Source organism: Microbacterium sp. NPDC055988, from assembly GCF_042269505.1.
GTDB lineage: Bacteria > Actinomycetota > Actinomycetes > Actinomycetales > Microbacteriaceae > Microbacterium.
Genome location: NZ_JBHJXY010000001.1, coordinates 786,096 through 802,827, shown reverse-complemented (window position 1 = coordinate 802,827; position 16,732 = coordinate 786,096). Strand labels below are relative to the sequence as shown.

Genomic DNA, 16,732 nt, shown 5'->3' with positions numbered 1-16,732 from the left:
CCGGGTACACGGGACAGAACAGATGCATGTGCATGCATATTCCCGAGTTTGGGTGTGTGTCTTCGTCAGGCGGGCAGGTTGTGCGAAGCGGCGTCCGCGAGCGCGTTGCGCACGGCGCGGATGGACGGGGCGGCGGCGGACACCCGCCGTGCCGAGGAGAAGATCTCGCGCCGCGGCTCGCGGGGGAGCGGCGCCAGGTCGACGGTCGGGTTGTCGCCGGCCCACACGAGCTCGGGCAGCAGTCCGACCGCGAGCCCGGCGTGGATCAGCCGCACGTGCGCGGTGAGGTCGGCGATCTCGAACCGCACGTCGGGCTCGAACCCGGCCGTGCGACAGAGCTGCTCGGCCCAGGCGCGGGATGCGGTGCCCTCGGGCTCGAGGACCCACGGCTCCTCGCGGGTCGACCACAGAGCGGCGACGGCATCCGCGTGCGCGGGCGCTCCGGGATGCCGGGCGAGGGCGATCGTGTCGTGGGCGAGCACCACCCGGTCGAGGTCGGCGTGGATCGGGCGGGTCCGCCCCGGATACTGCTCGGCGAGGATCAGGTCGAAGTCGCGGCTGGACACCCCGACGAGCCCGGTCTCCGGGTCGCACTCGGTGACCTCGACCCGCAGGGCCGGATGCCTCTCCTTGAGGGACTCGAGCGCGCGCGGCAGCAGAGAGTGCGCGGTCGACTGGAACACGGCGATGCGCGCGGTGCCCGTCACCTCGGTGAGCGACTCCGCGACGGCGACCTCGGCATGCTCGAGTTGATCGAGGATGCCGATGGCCTGGCTGACCAGCACGTTTCCCTGCGGCGTGAACTGCACGCCGCGGCCGACTCGGCGCAGCAGTGGCACTCCCACATCGCGCTCCAGTGCGCTCAGCTGCTGCGACACCGAGGCCTTGCTGTACGAGAGGGCGTCGGCGACGGCGGAGAGGGTTCCGCGGCGCGACAGCTCCACGAGCATCCGCAGGCGATTGACATCGAGCACGGCCGTTCCATTCGTTCAGCTTGAGTGAACAGAATCCACGCAAATCGGTTGATAGACGGAGCCTACCGACCGGCAGGACAATGATCGAGCCCGCACACGAAACCCCGGTGTGCGCTCTCTTGGAAGGTCCCACCGATGCCTGTCGCCGCCGACACCACCACTCCCCGCACCGAAGACGTCGCCGCCCTGGTGCAGCGCTGGCTCACCGAGAGCGAGACCCACCCCGTCGAGCCGGCCGCCCAGCGCCTGTCCGAGGTGCTCAAAGACCCGAACGGCCTCGCATTCACGGTCGGCTTCGTCGACGGCGTCATGCGCCCCGAAGACCTGCGTGTCGCGGGTCGCAAGCTCGCCGAGATCTCGGAGATCACCCCGATCCTGCTGCCCGGGTACCTCCGGGCCGCGATCAAGACCGGCGGCTTCTGGGCGCCGAAGCTGCCCGGCGTCGTCGTGCCGATCTCGCGCCGCGTGCTGCGGGCCATGGTCGGGCACCTCGTGCTCGACGCCACACCCTCCAAGCTCGGCCCCGCGATCGCGAAGCTGCGCAAGAGCGGCAACCGCCTCAACCTCAACCTCCTCGGCGAGGCCGTGCTCGGCGAGCGCGAAGCCGGGCACCGTCTGCAGGGCACCCGCGACTTCCTCGCCCGCGATGACGTCGACTACGTGTCGATCAAGGTCTCCAGCGTCGTGAGTCAGCTGTCGATGTGGTCGTTCGACGAGGCCGTGGCCGATGTCGTCGAGAAGCTCACCCCGCTCTACGAGCTCGCCGCCCGCGCCGAAGCCAAGGGCAAGGCCAAGTTCATCAACCTCGACATGGAGGAGTACCGCGACCTCGACCTGACGATCGCGGCCTTCACGAGCATCCTCGACCAGCCGGGGCTCGAGAACCTCGAAGCCGGCATCGTGCTGCAGGCCTACCTGCCCGACGCGCTCGGCGCGATGCAGCACCTGCAGGAGTGGGCTGCCGCCCGGCGCGCGAAGGGCGGTGCACCGATCAAGGTGCGTGTCGTCAAGGGTGCGAACCTCGCCATGGAAGAGGTCGACGCCGCGATCCACGGCTGGCCGCTCGCCACCTACGGCACCAAGCAGGACTCCGACACCAATTACAAGCGAGTGCTCGACTGGGCGATGACCCCGGAGCGTCTGGATGCCGTGCGCATCGGCGTCGCGGGCCACAACCTGTTCGACATCGCCTACACGTGGCTGCTGGCGCAGGCGCGCGGGGTGGCGCGCCCTTCGACAGGCTCAGGGACCCAGCGGGAGGCGGAGCCCCTCGTCGAGTACGAGATGCTGCTGGGCATGGCGACCGGCCAGGCCGAGGCCGTCCGCAAGGACGTCGGACGCCTGCTGCTCTACACGCCGGTCGTGAACCCGGCCGAGTTCGACGTCGCGATCGCGTACCTCGTGCGCCGCCTCGAAGAGAACGCCAGCCCGGAGAACTTCATGTCGGCCGTGTTCGAGCTCGCCTCGAACCCGACGCTCCTCACCCGCGAGCGGGAGCGGTTCGAGCGCTCGCTGGCCGCGCTGGAGACCGATGCTCCGGAGTTCGTCCCGGCGCCCCACCGCGTGCAGGACCGCACGGCAGAGGTCGCTCCGGGGACCACGACGGGCTTCGAGAATCAGGCCGACACCGACCCCGCCATCGCCGCGAACCGGGCGTGGGGGCGCGAGATCCTCGGCCGCTCGGTCGGATCGACGCTGGGCCTCGACACCATCGCGATCGCGAAGGTCGAGACGGATGCCGAGCTCGACGGCATCTTCACCGCCGCCACCGCCGCCGCCGAGAAGTGGGCCGCCCTGCCCGCCGCCGACCGCGCCGCCGTGCTGCACCGCGCCGGAGACGAGCTGGCTGCGCGCCGGGGGCAGCTCATCGAGATCATGGCCCACGAGGCGGGCAAGACGATCGCCGAGGCCGACCCCGAGATCAGCGAGGCCATCGACTTCGCGCACTATTACGCCGAGCGCGCGAAAGACCTCGAGACCGTCTCGGGCGCCGAGTTCGTGCCGTCGAAGGTCACGGTGGTCACGCCGCCATGGAACTTCCCGGTCGCCATCCCCGCCGGCGGTGTGCTCGCGGGTCTGGCCTCCGGCTCGGCCGTGATCATCAAGCCGGCAAAGCTCACCCAGCGCTGCGGTGCCGTGATGGTCGAGGCGCTGTGGGCAGCGGGTGTGCCGCGAGACCTGCTCGCGCTCGTCGACCTGGCTTCCCGCGACCTGGGCACGCGGCTCGTCGCCGGTCCCGCGGTGGACCGCGTGATCCTGACCGGGGCGTACGAGACGGCGCAGCTGTTCCGCTCGTTCCGTTCCGACCTGCCGCTCCTCGCGGAGACCAGCGGCAAGAACGCGATCATCGTGACCCCGTCCGCCGACCTCGACCTCGCGGCCGCCGACGTGGCCCGCAGTGCGTTCGGTCATGCGGGGCAGAAGTGCTCCGCGGCGTCACTCGCGATCCTGGTCGGATCGGTGGCCGACTCGAAGCGGTTCGAGCGTCAGCTGGTGGATGCCGTGACCTCGATGCGGGTCGGACTGCCCGACGACCCGGCTACCCAGATGGGGCCGATCATCGAGCCCGCGAACGGCAAGCTGCTCACGGCGCTGACGAAGCTGGAGAAGGGCGAGCGCTGGCTCGTGGAGCCGCGCAAGCTCGACGACGAAGGGAAGCAGTGGACGCCCGGTGTCAAGACCGGCGTGCGCGAGGGCTCGTACTTCCACCTGACCGAGTTCTTCGGCCCGGTGCTCGGCATCATGCACGCCAAAGACCTGGACGAGGCGCTGCGCCTGCAGAACGCGGTCGACTACGGCCTGACCGCGGGCATCCACTCGCTCGACTCCGACGAGGTCGCCACCTGGCTCGACCGCGTCGAGGCCGGCAACCTCTACGTGAACCGCGGCATCACCGGGGCGATCGTGCAGCGTCAGCCGTTCGGCGGCTGGAAGCGCTCGGCCGTGGGCGCGGGCGCGAAGGCCGGCGGACCGAACTACCTCTTCGGCCTCGGCGAGTGGGCTCCGGCGGAGCTCCCGGCCGCCGCGCCGAGCGCGGCCGTCGTGCCGGTGGTCGGCGCGCTGCTGGATGCTGCCGCCTCCGAGGTCGATGCGGCCGAAGCGGAATGGCTGCACCGCGCCGCGGCATCCGACGAGCGTGCCTGGGTCGACGAGTTCGGCGCGGTCAGCGACAAGTCGGGCCTCGGGGTCGAGCGCAACCTCTTCCGCTACCGCTCGGTCGCGGTCGACGTGCGCATCGCCGAGAACGCGCCTCTGGCGGACGGCATCCGCGTGCTCGCGGCGGCACTCCGCAGCGGCAGCCCGTTCACGGTGTCGGCGCCGGCCCTGCCCTCGCGCGTCGAGAAGGTGCTGCGGGCGCACGGGGTCACCGTGAAGCACGAGTCGGATGCCTCATGGACCAAGCGCTACGCCAAGGCGGCGAACTCGTGGCACCGCGTACGTCTGGTCGGCGGCGACGCCGCAGCCCTGCACGAAGCGCTCGACGGAAGCCCCGACGTGGCGGTGTGGTCGCACGCTGTGACGGGTGCCGGCCGTGTCGAGATCCTGCCGTTCCTGCACGAGCAGGCCGTGTCGATCACCAACCACCGCTTCGGCAACCCGACCACCCTCGCCGACGGCGTGATCTGACGAGCTGCTTGCCCGCCGAGACCCCCGGTAACCGCCGAAACCCCCTGCTGCAGACATCCGCAGCAGGGGGTTTCGGCGTGAAGGCGGGGTCTCGGCGCGAGACGCGAGGCGCGAGACGCGATGCGCGAGACGCGAGACGCGAGGCGCGAGGCGCGAGACGCGAGGGCGGCGCGTCAGCCGCGCAGCGCGTCCTTGAGCTTGACCCGCGAGCCCATGCGCAGCAGCGAGTTCTCGTAGATCTTCGCGCCGATGACGATCGCGGCCACGCAGCTCGCGAGCAGGATCACCAGGCTCAGCAGCGGCTCCCACCACTGCGCCTCGCCGACGAACAGGCGCATCGGCATGCCGACCGGAGCCGAGAACGGCACATACGACATGATCGTGAGCACCAGCGGGTTGTCGTTGAAGACGATGACCAGGATGTACGGCGCCATGATCAGCATCGTGATCGGCGTGGTCGTCGAGCCGATGTCCTCCTGGCGCGACACCATCGAGGCGGCGGCCGCGAACATGGCCGCCAGCAGGATGAAGCCGAACAGGAAGAACACCGCGAACCAGATGATCGGTGCTCCGAGGGTCGTGAGCACCTCGCGTTGACCGGTGACGATCAGCCCGATCGTGGCCACCGCCGCGAGCGCGAGGATCTGTCCCATCGCGAGCACCGTGTTTCCGATCACCTTGCCGGCGAGGAGCGTGCGCGCCGGGATCGCCGACAGCAGCACCTCCACCACGCGCGTCTGCTTCTCCTCCACCACGCTCTGCGCGATCGTGCCGCCGAACGTCGCCGCGGCCATCATGAACACCAGGCCGAACGCGATCGCGATGAAGTAGCGCAGCAGCGGGTTGGTGGTCGCCGGTTCCAGGATGACGACCTCGGGAGAGATCGACAGTGCCGAGACGATCGAGCCCGGGGCATCCTGCAGGGCGATGATCGTGTAGCCCGAGGGGCCATCGCCTTCCAGCACTGCGGCGTCGACCTTGTCGTCGCGCACGAGCTCCTCAGCGGCGGCCTGGTCGGCCACCTCGGTGACTTCGACTCCGGGGATCGCCGACACGACGGATGCCGTCTCCGCGGTCGCGGCGATCGGCGTCGTGTCGGTGCTCTTGCTGGCGAAGCCGCCGAGGATGATGCCGGCGAGCGCGAGCACCAGCAGGATGCCGGTGGAGATCAGAAACGCTTTGCTGCGGAGCTTCGATCCGATCTCGCGCTCGGCGACGAGCCAGATGCCGTTGCTGCTGCGGACGGGGGCGGGGGTGCTCACTGGATGACCTCCTTGAAGATCTGGGCGAGGGACGGATGCTTCGGTGCGAAGCTCGCGACGTCGCCGCGCTGCACGGCGGACTGGAGCACACGCTGGGCGGTGTCTGGGCCGTCCGCGTCGAACAGCGCATAGCCTCCCTCGAAGTCGACGACCGTCACACCGGGCTCGGTGCGCAGCCATCCCGCGTCGCCTGCGGAGACGAGCTCGTAGCGGTCGCGGGCGTGCTCGGCGCGGAGCGCATCGCGGGAGCCGGCCGCGCGGATCGTGCCACCGGCGAGGATCACGAGGTCGTCGCACAGGCGCTCGACCACGTCGAGCTGGTGGGAGGAGAACAGGATGGATGCTCCCTTCGCGGCGCTGGACTGCAGCACGCCGGCGACCACATCGACCGCGAGCGGGTCGAGGCCGGAGAACGGCTCGTCGAGGATGAGCACCTCGGGGTCGTGCACGAGCGAGGCGGCGATCTGCGCGCGCTGCTGGTTGCCGAGCGACAGCGACTCGATCGTGTCGTTCAGCCGTTCGCCGAGCCCGAGCTCGGTGAGGAGGTCCGTCGCCCTGTCGGTGGCCTCCTGCTTGCCGATGCCGTGCAGCCGGGCGAGGTAGACGATCTGCTCGAGCACCTTCATCTTCGGGTAGAGACCGCGCTCCTCGGGCATGTATCCGAAGCGGCGGCGGTCTTCGGCCGTGATCGGCGCGCCGTCGAGGTCGACCCGGCCGCTGTCCGAGGACAGCAGCCCCAGGACGATCCGCATGGTCGTGGTCTTGCCGGCGCCGTTGCCGCCGACGAACCCCGTGAGGCGGCCGGGAGCCACCGTGAAGGACACATCGTCGAGCACGCGCCGAGAGCCATAGCTCTTGGTGATGCCGGAGAGTTCGAGCATTCCTGTCGTCATACCCTCACGCTACGGAGCGCAGGTGTCCCGGGCATCCCCCCTGTGGCGGACCCGCCCCCGTCCGTCCCGCGGCTGACCCCCCGCCTCACGTCGCCCGCCGCGCCCGCATCCCGCCGCCGAGTGCACGGGATGCTGCCGAGTGCACAGGGTGTTCGCGTGAAGAACCCGTGCGCTCGACGCGAAGCCGTGCACTCGGCACGGGGGTGGCCGACCCCGGGTCAGGGGCGGCGGGCGTGCAGCACGGTCCGCACCACGAGACCGGCGACCAACGCCCAGAACGCGGCGCTGACCCCGAGCACCGAGATGCCGGACGCCGCGACCAGGAAGGTCACGACCGCGGGGACGCGCTCGCCCGGATCGTCGATGGCCTGCTGCACGGCAGACCCGAACGCGGCGAACAGCGCGAGGCCGGCGACCGCGGGGATCACGGCGGCCGGTGCGAGCACCACGAGTGCGGCGAAGGCGGCGGAGAACCCGCCGAGCACGAGGTAGGACACCCCGGTCGAGACGCCCGCCACCCATCGCCGCTTCGGGTCGGGGTCGGCATCCGGAGACGCGGCCAGGGCGGCGCTGATCGCGGCGAGGTTGATGGCATGGCCTCCGGCCGTCGCACCGAGCGCAGTGCCGACACCCGTCACCAGCATGGCCGGACGCCACGGCACCTCGTACCCGAAACTGCGCATGATCGCGATGCCCGGCACGTTCTGCGAGGCCATCGTCACGATGAACAGCGGCAGCGCGAGGCCCACGAGCGCGCCGACCGTGAACGTCGGCGCGGTGAACTCGAGTCGGGGCAGGAGCATGGCGGGGTCGAACGGAGCCCCTTCGCCGACGAGTGAGACGGCGACCACCACGGCGGCCGCGACGAACGCGAGGGGAACCGCCCACCGCGGCGCGAGGCGCGCGAACACCAGCCAGGTGAGCACGACCGGCACCACGCCCCACGGATTCGCGACGATGCCCGTGATCGGCGCCAGACACAGCGGCAGCAGCACCCCGGCGAGCATCGCCTGCGCGATCGAGGGCGGGATGCGGGCGATCAGGGCGCCGAGCGCCGGCCAGAGCGCCGTGAGCAGGATCAGTGCGGCGGTGACGAGGAAAGCCCCGACCGCCGCCGGCCAGCCTCCCTCGACGGTCCCGGTCGCGACGAGGAGGGCGGCCCCGGGGGTCGACCACGCGACGGTGATCGGCATCCGGTACCGCCAGGCGAGCACGACGCACGCGAGGCCCATGGTGAGGCTGGCCGCGAGGAGCCCGCTGGCCGCCTGCGCAGCATCCGCCCCGACCGCATCGAGACCGGTCAGCACGACCGCGAATGAGCTCGTGAATCCGACCAGCGCCGTCACCACCCCCGCCAGGATCGGGCGCGACAGGGAGGGCGATTCGGGCATGGCTCCGAGGCTATCGCGCAGGCGCGTAGGGCCGCCTACGCGAGACCCATGCGGTGTGCGAGCACGACGGCCTGCACGCGATCGCGGGCGCCGAGCTTCTGCAGGATGCGGGAGACGTGCGTCTTGACCGTGGCCTCGCCGATGTACAGCGCCCGCGCGATCTCGGCGTTGCTACGCGCATCGGCGAGCAGCGTCAGCACCTCGGCCTCGCGGTCGGTGAGCGGCTCGGCGAGCGTGACCCTCGGGATCGCGGTGCTCTCGATCGAGACGGCCGCCGGTGACGGTGACGGTGCCGGCGCGGGGGTCGCGGCGAAACGCGCCAGCACCCGACGGGTCACCTCGGGCGCGAGCATCCCGTCGCCGGCGGCCAGAGCGCGCACCGCGGCGATCAGGTCCTCCGCGCCCGCGTTCTTCAGCAGGAAGCCGCTGGCCCCGGCATCGAGCGCCTGGTACAGGTAATCGTCCCTGTCGAAGGTGGTCACGATCGCGATGGCGGCCTCGACCGCGGGATCGGCGACGATGCGACGGGTCGCCTCGATGCCGTCCATGTCGGGCATCTGCACGTCCATCGTGATCACGTCGGGACGCAGAGCGGATGCCTGCGCCACGGCCTCTGCCCCCGACGAAGCCTCGCCCACCACCGTGATGTCGGGCTGGGTGTCGAGGATGGTGCGGAAGCCGGCGCGCAGCAGCGCGTGGTCGTCGACCAGCAGCACGCGGATCGGGTCGCTCATCGCCCCGCCCCCGATCCTGCCGGGGTCGCGAGGGGCACGCGAGCACGCACCCGCATCCCGCCGAGCGGCCGCGGTGCGACCTCGAGCGTGCCCCCGGATGCGGCGGCCCGCTCCCGCATCCCCAGCTGGCCCAGCCCCGGGCGCAGGTGGGTGACCGCTCGTCCGGTGTTCACGATCTCGACCTCCACGCCGTCGTCTTCGTAGCGCACGCGGACGTCAGCAGTGGCTCCGCTGCCGGCGTGACGGCGGGCGTTCGTCAGCGACTCCTGGGCGATCCGGTACAGGTTCACGGCGACCAGCGACGGCACAGGCACGGGCTCGCCGATCACCGCGTAGTCCGTCGGCAGCCCGGCCTCGGTGGATGCCTCGACGAGCTCGGCGATGTCGTCCAGCGCGAGGGTGGACGCCGCATCCGTCGTCTCGCCGCCGGGCGTGCGCAGGGTCTCCAGCAGCTGACGCAGCTCGTGGATCGCGTCGCGCGCCGAATCCTCGATGCCGGTGAGGATGCGCGCCGACTGCGCGGGATCGCGTTCGAGCACCAGGCGCGCGGCGCCCGCCTGCACGCCCATGACCGAGACGTGATGCGCGACGACGTCATGCAGCTCGCGCGCGATGCGCACCCGGTCGAGAGCGACGGCCTGGGCCGCGGTGACCTCGCGCTCACGCTCCAGTTCCGCCGTACGCTGCTCGAGCACGGCCAGCTGCTCGGCCGCCGCCCAGGAGCGCTCGCCGAAGTAGTACGCGCCGCCGAAGTACAGCACGTTCAGCAGCAGCTGGATGAGCATGAAGGCCACGTAGGGCGACATGGCGCCGGCGGCGACGTCGGCCTTGTCCGCCTCGCTGATCGCGTCCCGGTACATCGTGATGATCAGCCACACGAACATGCCGACGATGATCCCGACCCGCACGAGCATCGCGCGACGCCGGTCGTTCATCCAGGCGCCGACCGTGTACAGCGTGAGGAACATCACGATGTTGCCGACGTAGATCTCCGGCACGCGGATCGTGACGGCCGTGAAGTAGGCCACGGCCACGATCACCGCGGCGGTGCCCGGCCAGCGGCGGCGGAACGCCAGGGGAGCGGTGGCGACGACGGCGTAGACCAGGGCCCACCACAGCGGCGCCTGCTCGTCGCCGTAGATCTCGGCGATCGAGGACAGCCCTGCGCTCAGCACCGCGCCGACGAACATGACGGCGGCGAGGATGACATCGGATCGTCGTTGTCGCTCGGTCGGCGTGCGGGTGAACGCAGTGGCAGGCATCCCTCCACCGTAGGGCGACGGCCGCGCGGCGGCATCCCCCGAGCGGAGGATCGGAAACGGGGTGGTAGGCGAGATTCAGTTGCTATTGACTTGCTGGCATGAGCGCTGACAAGACCGAGGACGCATCCGGCCGCATCCTGATCGATCTCTTCATGACCCTCGACGGCGTCGCGCAGGGGCCGGGCGGAGTGGGCGAAGACACGTCCGGCGGATTCCGCTTCAGCGGCTGGCAGGCGGGGTACCCGTCGCCGGGAATGGGGGAGGAGGTCGACAACGGGATGCGGGGCCTCGACGCCCTGCTGCTCGGCCGTCGCACCTACGACATCTTCGCCTCGTACTGGCCGCACCACACCGATGGCCCCGAGGGGCACATCGGCCGGTTGTTCGACCGCGTCCCGAAGTACGTGGCGACTCGGAGTGCCGATCTCACGCTCGACTGGCAGGGCAGCACCCGGGTCGGGGATGACCTCGCCGCCGAGATCGCCGCGATGCGGACGGCGCACCGCGAGGTGCATGTGATCGGCAGCATCGACTTCGTGCACACTCTGCTCGCCGAGGGACTCTTCGACGAACTGAACCTCTGGGTCTACCCGATCCTGCTCGGCACGGGAAAGAAGGTGTTCGACGACGGGGCACTGCCGTGCGTGCTGCGCCTGTTGCGTCCGCCGGTCACCGACGAGGCCGGCGTGACGTTCCTCCACTACGGGCGCACCGATCGCGTGCCGGAGGTCGGCACCTTCGGGTGAACACCGCGGGGTTGATCACCCGAATCGACTATTCCGCTCGCGTGCCGTGAGCCGATAGATTCAGGGCAGATGCTGCCGGGCGATCGGCGGCTTTTCGAGGTCGAACGCGACGGCACGGTGCCGCGCGCGACCTCGCTTCGGAGGGTGGGGAACATGGCGCGACGTCGCGCATTCATTCAGGCTGTCATCGGTGGGGTCGCGGCTCTCGCGCTCGCGTTCGGGGGTGCCACGTCGGCGATGGCCGTCGAATCAGGCGCCTCGATCTCGGATGTGGTGACGTGGAGCGCCGAAGGCACGGGCACGGTGGACATCAGCGTGGCCGAGGGAGGCGAGCCAGAGGCGAGCAGCCCGGAACTGGGTCAGCCCGTCGCGCCGGAGGAGACCGAGCCCGCAGCGCCGGAAGAGACCGAGCCCGCAGCGCCGGAAGAGACCGAGCCCACGTTGCCGGAAGAGACCGAGCCCACGCTGCCCGAGGCGAGCGAGCCCGCTGTGCCGGCTGGTGCCTCGACAGGGTCGATCAGCGGTGTGGTCACCCGCGAAGATGGCGGCACTCCGGTCGAGGGAGTGCTGGTGTCGACCGGTGGGGAGGGAACGCCCTGGGTGATGGACTACACGGACGAGTCCGGTGCGTACTCGCTGACGGGGCTCGCCCCCGGCTCCTACCTCGTGTCGTTCTTCCCGGTAGGCACCGACCTCCAGCGCGAGTACTGGAAGGACACCGCGATCTGGAGCGAGGGCACGCTGATCGTCCTCGGTGAGGGGGCCGCAGTCACCGGCATCGATGCCTCGTTGAAGCGCGGCGCGACCATCTCCGGTGTCGTGACGACCGCCGGCGACGGCTCGGCAGTCGCCGGCGCGACGGTGAACGCGCTCGACCAGCATGAGATCGTCGGCTCGGCGCAGACGGGAGCCGACGGTTCGTATCGCATCGAAGGACTGAGCGAGGGCGACTACGTCGTGCAGTTCCTCTCGCCGGACGGGGAACGGCTCGCCACGGAGTACTGGCAGAACGCATACGGGTATGACGCGGCGACTGCGGTCTCGGTCGCGGGAACCGAGACCGAGACCGGCATCGACGCTGCGCTCGACACGGTCGGTCACATCGAAGGCACGGTGATGCAGGAGGGCCGGGGCGTCCCCCTGGCGACCGTGTGGATCAGGTCGACGAACGGCGACGGATTCCTCTCGGGCCACTCGGTCGAAGACGACGGCACATACTCGGCAGCGCTGCCGCCGGGAACCTACGTCGTCGAGTTCCGCTCGTTCAGCGACGAACACGCGGATGAGTACTGGGACGACGCGCGCACCATCGCGGAAGCGACTCCGGTCGTGGTGGCTTCCGGCCAGCGCGTTCCGGGCATCGACGCCGTGATGGACCGCGCCGGTCTGATCTCCGGAACCGTAGCGATCGACAGCCCCGACGTGTGGGGGATCCTCGTCGAAGCGTGGCAGGGCGGCCGGCTCGTCGGCTCCGCCCAGGCCGACTACCGCACGGGGGAGTACACGCTGCGCCTGCGACCGGGGTCTTACATCCTCAAGGCATCGGCAGAGTTCCGCGACGGTTCCACGCTCACTGCGAAGCCGCAGTACTTCGACGGGGTGGACACCGCTGCCGCAGCGACGCCCGTCGCGGCCGTCATCGGCACGCCGGTGAACGGTGTCGACTTCACGCTCATCCCCGTGGAGGGGCAACCCCAGCCGAAGCCGACTCTGGAGCTCTCGGTGGGTTCGATTCAGGCAGGCAAGGACATCACGGTCTCCGGCACCGGCTTCGCGCCGGGGGCGACCATCGCCTTCGAACTGCGCTCCGACCCCTTGATGCTCGGCACGCTCGTCGCCGACACAGATGGCGTCCTTCAGGGATCGCTGCGGATTCCGGCCAACGCACCGGCCGGTACGCACGCTCTCGTCGCACTTTCGGGCGGTGCCGTGATCGCGAGCGCGACGCTCACCGTCACGGCCGCGGCCGGCGGCGGCGCTGCGGCGACTCCGGGAGCGCAACTGGCGAACACCGGAGCAGAGACTCCGACCGCGATCATCGCCCTCGGTGTCATGTTCGCCGTGCTGGGAGGGATGCTCGTCCGGCGTCGTCGAGTGGAGAGCTGACCTCAGCCGAGCAGGCGCTCGATCACCTGAGCGACGCCGTCGTCGTCGTTCGAGGCGGTCGTCTCGTCGGCCGCGTCCTGAACCACGGGTTCCGCATGGGCCATGGCGACGCCGTGCCCTGCCCAGCGCAGCATCTCGACGTCGTTGAGCGCATCGCCGAAGGCGACCACGTCGGCGCGGCCGATGCCGAGGTGCTCGCACAGGCGGGCGAGCCCCGTGGCCTTCGTGACGCCCTCGGCCATCACCTCGACGAACGGAGCGCCGGACAGGGTCGCCTCGAACCCGGTCAGCCCGAGGCTGCGCAGCGTGTCGAAGAGAGCGGCAGGGGCGAGTTCCGGATGCCGGATGACGAGCTTCAGACTCGGTGCCGCGAGCACCTGCTCCAGCGGCACGCCGCCCATCGTGCGAGGGTCACGCTTGTGGTCGGACAGCTGAGCGATCTCGGCGTAACCGTCCTGGGCCACGAAGGTCTCACCGCCCTCGCGCACGCTCGCGAACAGCAGGCCCGGGATGCTGGCGCGCAGCGCCTCGACCAGGGCGCGGATCGTGTCGGGCGGAAGTTCCTCGGCGAACAGCATCCGTCCGTTATCCAGACGCACGGCGTAAGCGCCGTTGCTGCAGAGCGCCCAGCCGTCGAAACCCGCATCGCCGGCGATGGCACGCAGCCCGATGGGCTGGCGTGCGGTCACCGGGACGACGTGGATGCCGCGTTCGCGAGCCGCATCGAGCGCCGCCCGCGTGCGCGGCGTGACAGCGGACGAGGAGTCGAGCAGCGTGCCGTCGAGATCGGTGGCGATCAGCCGCACGGTCACAGGAACGGCCGTCAGGAGAAGATCATCGGAAGGTCGTCGTCATCGTCAGCGGCGCCGCCTGTTCCTAGACGGCGACCGTCGAGGTCGACCACCACAGGAACATGATCGCTGGGCTGTTCGCCCTTGCGCTCGTTCCGGTGGATCGATGCACCGGTCACCGCCTCAGCCAGAGTGCGCGAGCCCAGGACGAAGTCGATGCGGATGCCCTCGTTGCGCGGGAACTTCAGGCGCTGGTAGTCCCAGTAGGTGAAGCCCTCCGGAAGCAGCGGGCGCACCACGTCGGTGACTCCGGCATCGGCGAACGCGAAGAACGCATCGCGCTCGGGCTGCGAGACATGCGTCGAGCGGCCGACCACGATGTCGGGATCCCCGTTGTCGTGATCGAACGGGATGATGTTGAAGTCGCCCACCAGGGCGAGCGGAAGGTCGGGGTTGGCCGAGAGCTCGGCCGCCGTCGACCTCTTCAGCTGCTCCAACCAGTGCAGCTTGTAGAGGTAGTGCGGGTCGTCGAGCGAACGGCCGTTCGGCACGTACAGGCTCCACACGCGTACCCCGTCGACCATCACACCGAGCGCGCGCGCCTCGAGCGGAGCATCCGGACCCTCGTGCCCCTTCGCGAACCCCGGCATCCCGTCGAACGCCGTGCGCACATCGGTGATGGGCAGGCGGCTCGCGATGGCGACACCGTTCCACTGATTCAGGCCGTGCACCTCGACGTGGTACCCGGCCTCTTCGAACGGCGCGTAAGGGAACTGCTCGGGCTTGCACTTGATCTCCTGCATCGCCAGCACGTCGATGTCTTCTCGGACGGCGAACTCGACGGTGCGGGTGACGCGGGTGCGGATGGAGTTGACGTTCCAGGTGGCCAAGCGCATGCGTCAAGCCTAGAGCCCACCTCCTACACTGGATGCCGTGACCGCACTCGACGCAGACCGCCAGACCCTCCTCGACCTCATCAAGGACGAGGCGGTGTTCCACGGCGACTTCACCCTCTCCAGCGGCAAGAAGGCGACGTACTACGTCGACATGCGCAAGCTCACGCTCGACCACAGGGCGGCACCCGCCATCGGCCGGATCATGCTCGACCTGATCGGCGACCTCGACGTCGTGGCCGTCGGCGGCCTCACGCTCGGGGCCGACCCGATCGCGAACTCCGTGCTGCACGCCTCGGTCGCCACCGATCGTCCGCTCGACGCGTTCGTCGTGCGCAAGGAGCCGAAAGACCACGGCCGCGGCCGTCAGATCGAAGGCGCCGACGTCAAGGGCAAGCGCGTCGTCGTGCTCGAAGACACCTCGACCACCGGGCAGTCCGCGCTCAAGGCCGTCGAAGCGCTGCGCAAGGAAGGCGCCGAGATCGTCGCCGTCGCCGTGATCGTCGACCGCAAGACCGGGGCGCAGGCCGCCATCGAAGCTGAGGGGCTCGAGTGGCGCGCCGCCTTCGACCTCGACGACCTCGGACTCGACCCGCAGTGACGCGCTACGCGCTGGCCGTCGACGTCGGCGGCACGAAGATGGAGGCCGCGCTCGTCGCGGAGGACGGCGTGCTCGTCACGGGTAGCCGCAGCCGGCAGGCGACCGGTCGCGACGCCACGTTCGAGTCGTTGAACGCCGCCGTCGTCGCGATCGTCGAGCACGCACTCGCCGCCCTGCCCGCGGATGCCGAGCTCGTCGGTGCGGGTGCGGGCAGCGCCGGCCCCGTCGACCGGACTCTGGGCACGATCATGCCCGTCAACATGCCGCTCGCACGCGGCTTCGCGCTCGCTGAGGCGGTTCACGCGGCAGCATCCACGGTCGTGGGGCGAGATGTGCGCACCGTCCTCGGCCACGATGGCGGTGCATTGGCGCTCGCCGAATCATGGCTCGGGGCGACGCAGGGCGCCGGCGCCTCGCTGTCGATCGTCGTCTCGACGGGTGTCGGCGGCGGCTTCGTCGCGAACGGCGCGTACATCCCCGGTGCCACCGGCAACGCCGGACACCTCGGACAGGTGCGCCGTGAAGGCGGGCTGACCCTCGAGGAGATCGCCTCGGGTCCCGCGAGCGCCGCCTGGGCGCAGCAGCAAGGATGGACCGGGGCGACGGGTGAGGATCTCGCGCGTGATTCGGCTGCCGGCGACCGCCTCGCGCGAGCGGCGATCGAGCGCTCGGCGCGCGCCGTGGGCGAGGCTCTCGCGGACGCCGCGACCCTGGTCGACCTCGACGTGGTCGCCATCGGAGGCGGCTTCTCACGCGTATCACCCGACTACATCGACCTCGTGCAGCAGGCGCTCACGGCGAGTGCGGTGCATGAGTATTCGCGGCGCACCCGCGTGGTGCGCTCGGGGCTGGGCGACGAGGGGCCCCTCATCGGCGCCGCCGCCCTCGTGCTGCGGTAGGACCGTCCGGAACGCTGTTCAGCGGCTCGCGGTGAGCAGGTGTCGTGGCGGACCTTCGAGTCGGGCGACGGAGATCTTCAGGTCGGTGACATCGGCGGCGACGGCGTCGATGCGGGTGCTGAGCTTTTCGTCGACGGCGTCGATGCGGGTGCTGAGCTTCTCGTCGACCGCGTCGATGCGGGTGCTGAGCTTTTCGTCGACGGCGTCGATGCGGCGAACCATCCAGGCTGCGCCGACGAACGTGCTCGTTCCGAGGGTGAGCACGATGCCGATCGCGCTGATGACGATGGTCCAGGTCTCCGTGGTCACGGCGTCACCCCCTTCCTGCGGTGAGGAGGTGCCGTGGTGGCCCTTCGAGTCGGGCGACGGAGATCTTCAGGTCGGTGACGTCGGCGGCGACGGCGTCGATGCGGGTGCTGAGCTTCTCGTCGACGGCGTCGATGCGGTCGTCGATGCGGCGGATCATCCAGGCGCCGGCGGCGAAGAGACCGGCGCCGAGGGTGAGCACGGTGCCGATCGCGCTGACGACGATCGTGGCGGTCTCGGTGGTCAC

General features: G+C 70.3%; 15 protein-coding genes. 5 read left to right on the top strand and 10 right to left on the bottom strand.

Features of this window, described 5'->3' with window-relative positions:
* Positions 1 to 65: 65 nt before the first annotated feature.
* Positions 66 to 974 (bottom strand): LysR substrate-binding domain-containing protein, encoded by a 909-nt coding sequence (locus ACFC14_RS04020; protein ID WP_376101327.1) that lies wholly within the window; start codon positions 972 to 974, stop codon positions 66 to 68.
* A 135-nt stretch (positions 975 to 1,109) separates the two neighbouring features.
* On the opposite strand from ACFC14_RS04020, the gene ACFC14_RS04015 reads away from it, so the two are divergent.
* Positions 1,110 to 4,601 carry a proline dehydrogenase family protein gene (locus ACFC14_RS04015; protein ID WP_376101326.1) on the top strand — a complete coding sequence of 1,164 codons (3,492 nt, stop codon included), beginning with the start codon at positions 1,110 to 1,112 and terminating at the stop codon, positions 4,599 to 4,601.
* Between the two features lie 173 nt (positions 4,602 to 4,774).
* Here the strand turns inward: ACFC14_RS04015 and ACFC14_RS04010 are convergent, their stop codons facing one another.
* From ACFC14_RS04010 to ACFC14_RS03990, 5 genes are all read right to left on the bottom strand, one after another.
* Positions 4,775 to 5,863 (bottom strand): ABC transporter permease, encoded by a 1,089-nt coding sequence (locus tag ACFC14_RS04010; protein ID WP_376101325.1) that lies wholly within the window; start codon positions 5,861 to 5,863, stop codon positions 4,775 to 4,777.
* Positions 5,860 to 6,744 carry an ABC transporter ATP-binding protein gene (locus ACFC14_RS04005; protein WP_376107093.1) on the bottom strand — a complete coding sequence of 295 codons (885 nt, stop codon included), beginning with the start codon at positions 6,742 to 6,744 and terminating at the stop codon, positions 5,860 to 5,862. The genes ACFC14_RS04010 and ACFC14_RS04005 overlap by 4 nt, the downstream gene beginning before the upstream one ends.
* 230 nt (positions 6,745 to 6,974) lie before the next feature.
* The gene (locus ACFC14_RS04000; protein WP_376101324.1) at positions 6,975 to 8,147 is read right to left on the bottom strand and encodes a benzoate/H(+) symporter BenE family transporter; all 1,173 of its coding nucleotides are present in this window, start codon (positions 8,145 to 8,147) and stop codon (positions 6,975 to 6,977) included.
* 35 nt (positions 8,148 to 8,182) lie between these two features.
* Positions 8,183 to 8,881 (bottom strand): response regulator, encoded by a 699-nt coding sequence (locus ACFC14_RS03995; protein WP_376101323.1) that lies wholly within the window; start codon positions 8,879 to 8,881, stop codon positions 8,183 to 8,185.
* A complete protein-coding gene (locus tag ACFC14_RS03990) occupies positions 8,878 to 10,143 on the bottom strand; it encodes a sensor histidine kinase (RefSeq protein WP_376101322.1) in 1,266 nt (421 codons plus the stop codon). Before ACFC14_RS03990 ends, ACFC14_RS03995 begins: the two co-directional genes overlap by 4 nt.
* A 98-nt stretch (positions 10,144 to 10,241) precedes the next feature.
* Here ACFC14_RS03990 and ACFC14_RS03985 point away from each other — a divergent pair, with 98 nt between their 5' ends.
* Both ACFC14_RS03985 and ACFC14_RS03980 read left to right on the top strand, forming a co-directional pair.
* The gene (locus ACFC14_RS03985) at positions 10,242 to 10,889 is read left to right on the top strand and encodes a dihydrofolate reductase family protein (protein ID WP_376101321.1); all 648 of its coding nucleotides are present in this window, start codon (positions 10,242 to 10,244) and stop codon (positions 10,887 to 10,889) included.
* Positions 10,890 to 11,042: 153 nt separating this feature from the next.
* Entirely contained in the window at positions 11,043 to 12,995 is a 1,953-nt protein-coding gene (locus ACFC14_RS03980) for a carboxypeptidase regulatory-like domain-containing protein (protein ID WP_376101320.1), read from the top strand.
* 2 nt (positions 12,996 to 12,997) lie between these two features.
* Here ACFC14_RS03980 and ACFC14_RS03975 read toward each other — a convergent pair whose 3' ends face one another.
* A complete protein-coding gene (locus tag ACFC14_RS03975) occupies positions 12,998 to 13,807 on the bottom strand; it encodes a Cof-type HAD-IIB family hydrolase (RefSeq protein WP_376101319.1) in 810 nt (269 codons plus the stop codon).
* 11 nt (positions 13,808 to 13,818) lie between these two features.
* Positions 13,819 to 14,682 carry an exodeoxyribonuclease III gene (locus tag ACFC14_RS03970; protein ID WP_376101318.1) on the bottom strand — a complete coding sequence of 288 codons (864 nt, stop codon included), beginning with the start codon at positions 14,680 to 14,682 and terminating at the stop codon, positions 13,819 to 13,821.
* A gap of 37 nt (positions 14,683 to 14,719) precedes the next feature.
* Between ACFC14_RS03970 and pyrE the strand changes: the two genes are divergently transcribed.
* On the top strand, positions 14,720 to 15,280 hold the full coding sequence (gene pyrE / locus ACFC14_RS03965) for an orotate phosphoribosyltransferase (RefSeq protein WP_029262822.1): 561 nt from the start codon (positions 14,720 to 14,722) through the stop codon (positions 15,278 to 15,280).
* Positions 15,277 to 16,179, top strand: coding sequence for an ROK family protein (locus tag ACFC14_RS03960; RefSeq protein ID WP_376101317.1), 903 nt, complete (start codon positions 15,277 to 15,279; stop codon positions 16,177 to 16,179). Before pyrE ends, ACFC14_RS03960 begins: the two co-directional genes overlap by 4 nt.
* A gap of 18 nt (positions 16,180 to 16,197) precedes the next feature.
* On the opposite strand, the gene ACFC14_RS03955 is transcribed toward ACFC14_RS03960, so the two are convergent.
* Complete coding sequence (locus ACFC14_RS03955; protein WP_376101316.1) at positions 16,198 to 16,488, bottom strand: hypothetical protein; 291 nt, start codon at positions 16,486 to 16,488, stop codon at positions 16,198 to 16,200.
* Positions 16,489 to 16,492: 4 nt separating this feature from the next.
* Entirely contained in the window at positions 16,493 to 16,732 is a 240-nt protein-coding gene (locus tag ACFC14_RS03950) for a hypothetical protein (protein WP_376101315.1), read from the bottom strand.

Coding starts and splice junctions, on each gene's coding strand:
- ACFC14_RS03995 (WP_376101323.1), bottom strand. CDS start 8,881: ATGAGCGACCCGATCCGCGTGCTGCTGGTCGACGACCACGCGCTGCTG.
- ACFC14_RS04015 (WP_376101326.1), top strand. CDS start 1,110: ATGCCTGTCGCCGCCGACACCACCACTCCCCGCACCGAAGACGTCGCC.
- ACFC14_RS03970 (WP_376101318.1), bottom strand. CDS start 14,682: ATGCGCTTGGCCACCTGGAACGTCAACTCCATCCGCACCCGCGTCACC.
- ACFC14_RS04000 (WP_376101324.1), bottom strand. CDS start 8,147: ATGCCCGAATCGCCCTCCCTGTCGCGCCCGATCCTGGCGGGGGTGGTG.
- ACFC14_RS04005 (WP_376107093.1), bottom strand. CDS start 6,744: ATGCTCGAACTCTCCGGCATCACCAAGAGCTATGGCTCTCGGCGCGTG.
- ACFC14_RS03990 (WP_376101322.1), bottom strand. CDS start 10,143: ATGCCTGCCACTGCGTTCACCCGCACGCCGACCGAGCGACAACGACGA.
- ACFC14_RS03980 (WP_376101320.1), top strand. CDS start 11,043: ATGGCGCGACGTCGCGCATTCATTCAGGCTGTCATCGGTGGGGTCGCG.
- ACFC14_RS03985 (WP_376101321.1), top strand. CDS start 10,242: ATGAGCGCTGACAAGACCGAGGACGCATCCGGCCGCATCCTGATCGAT.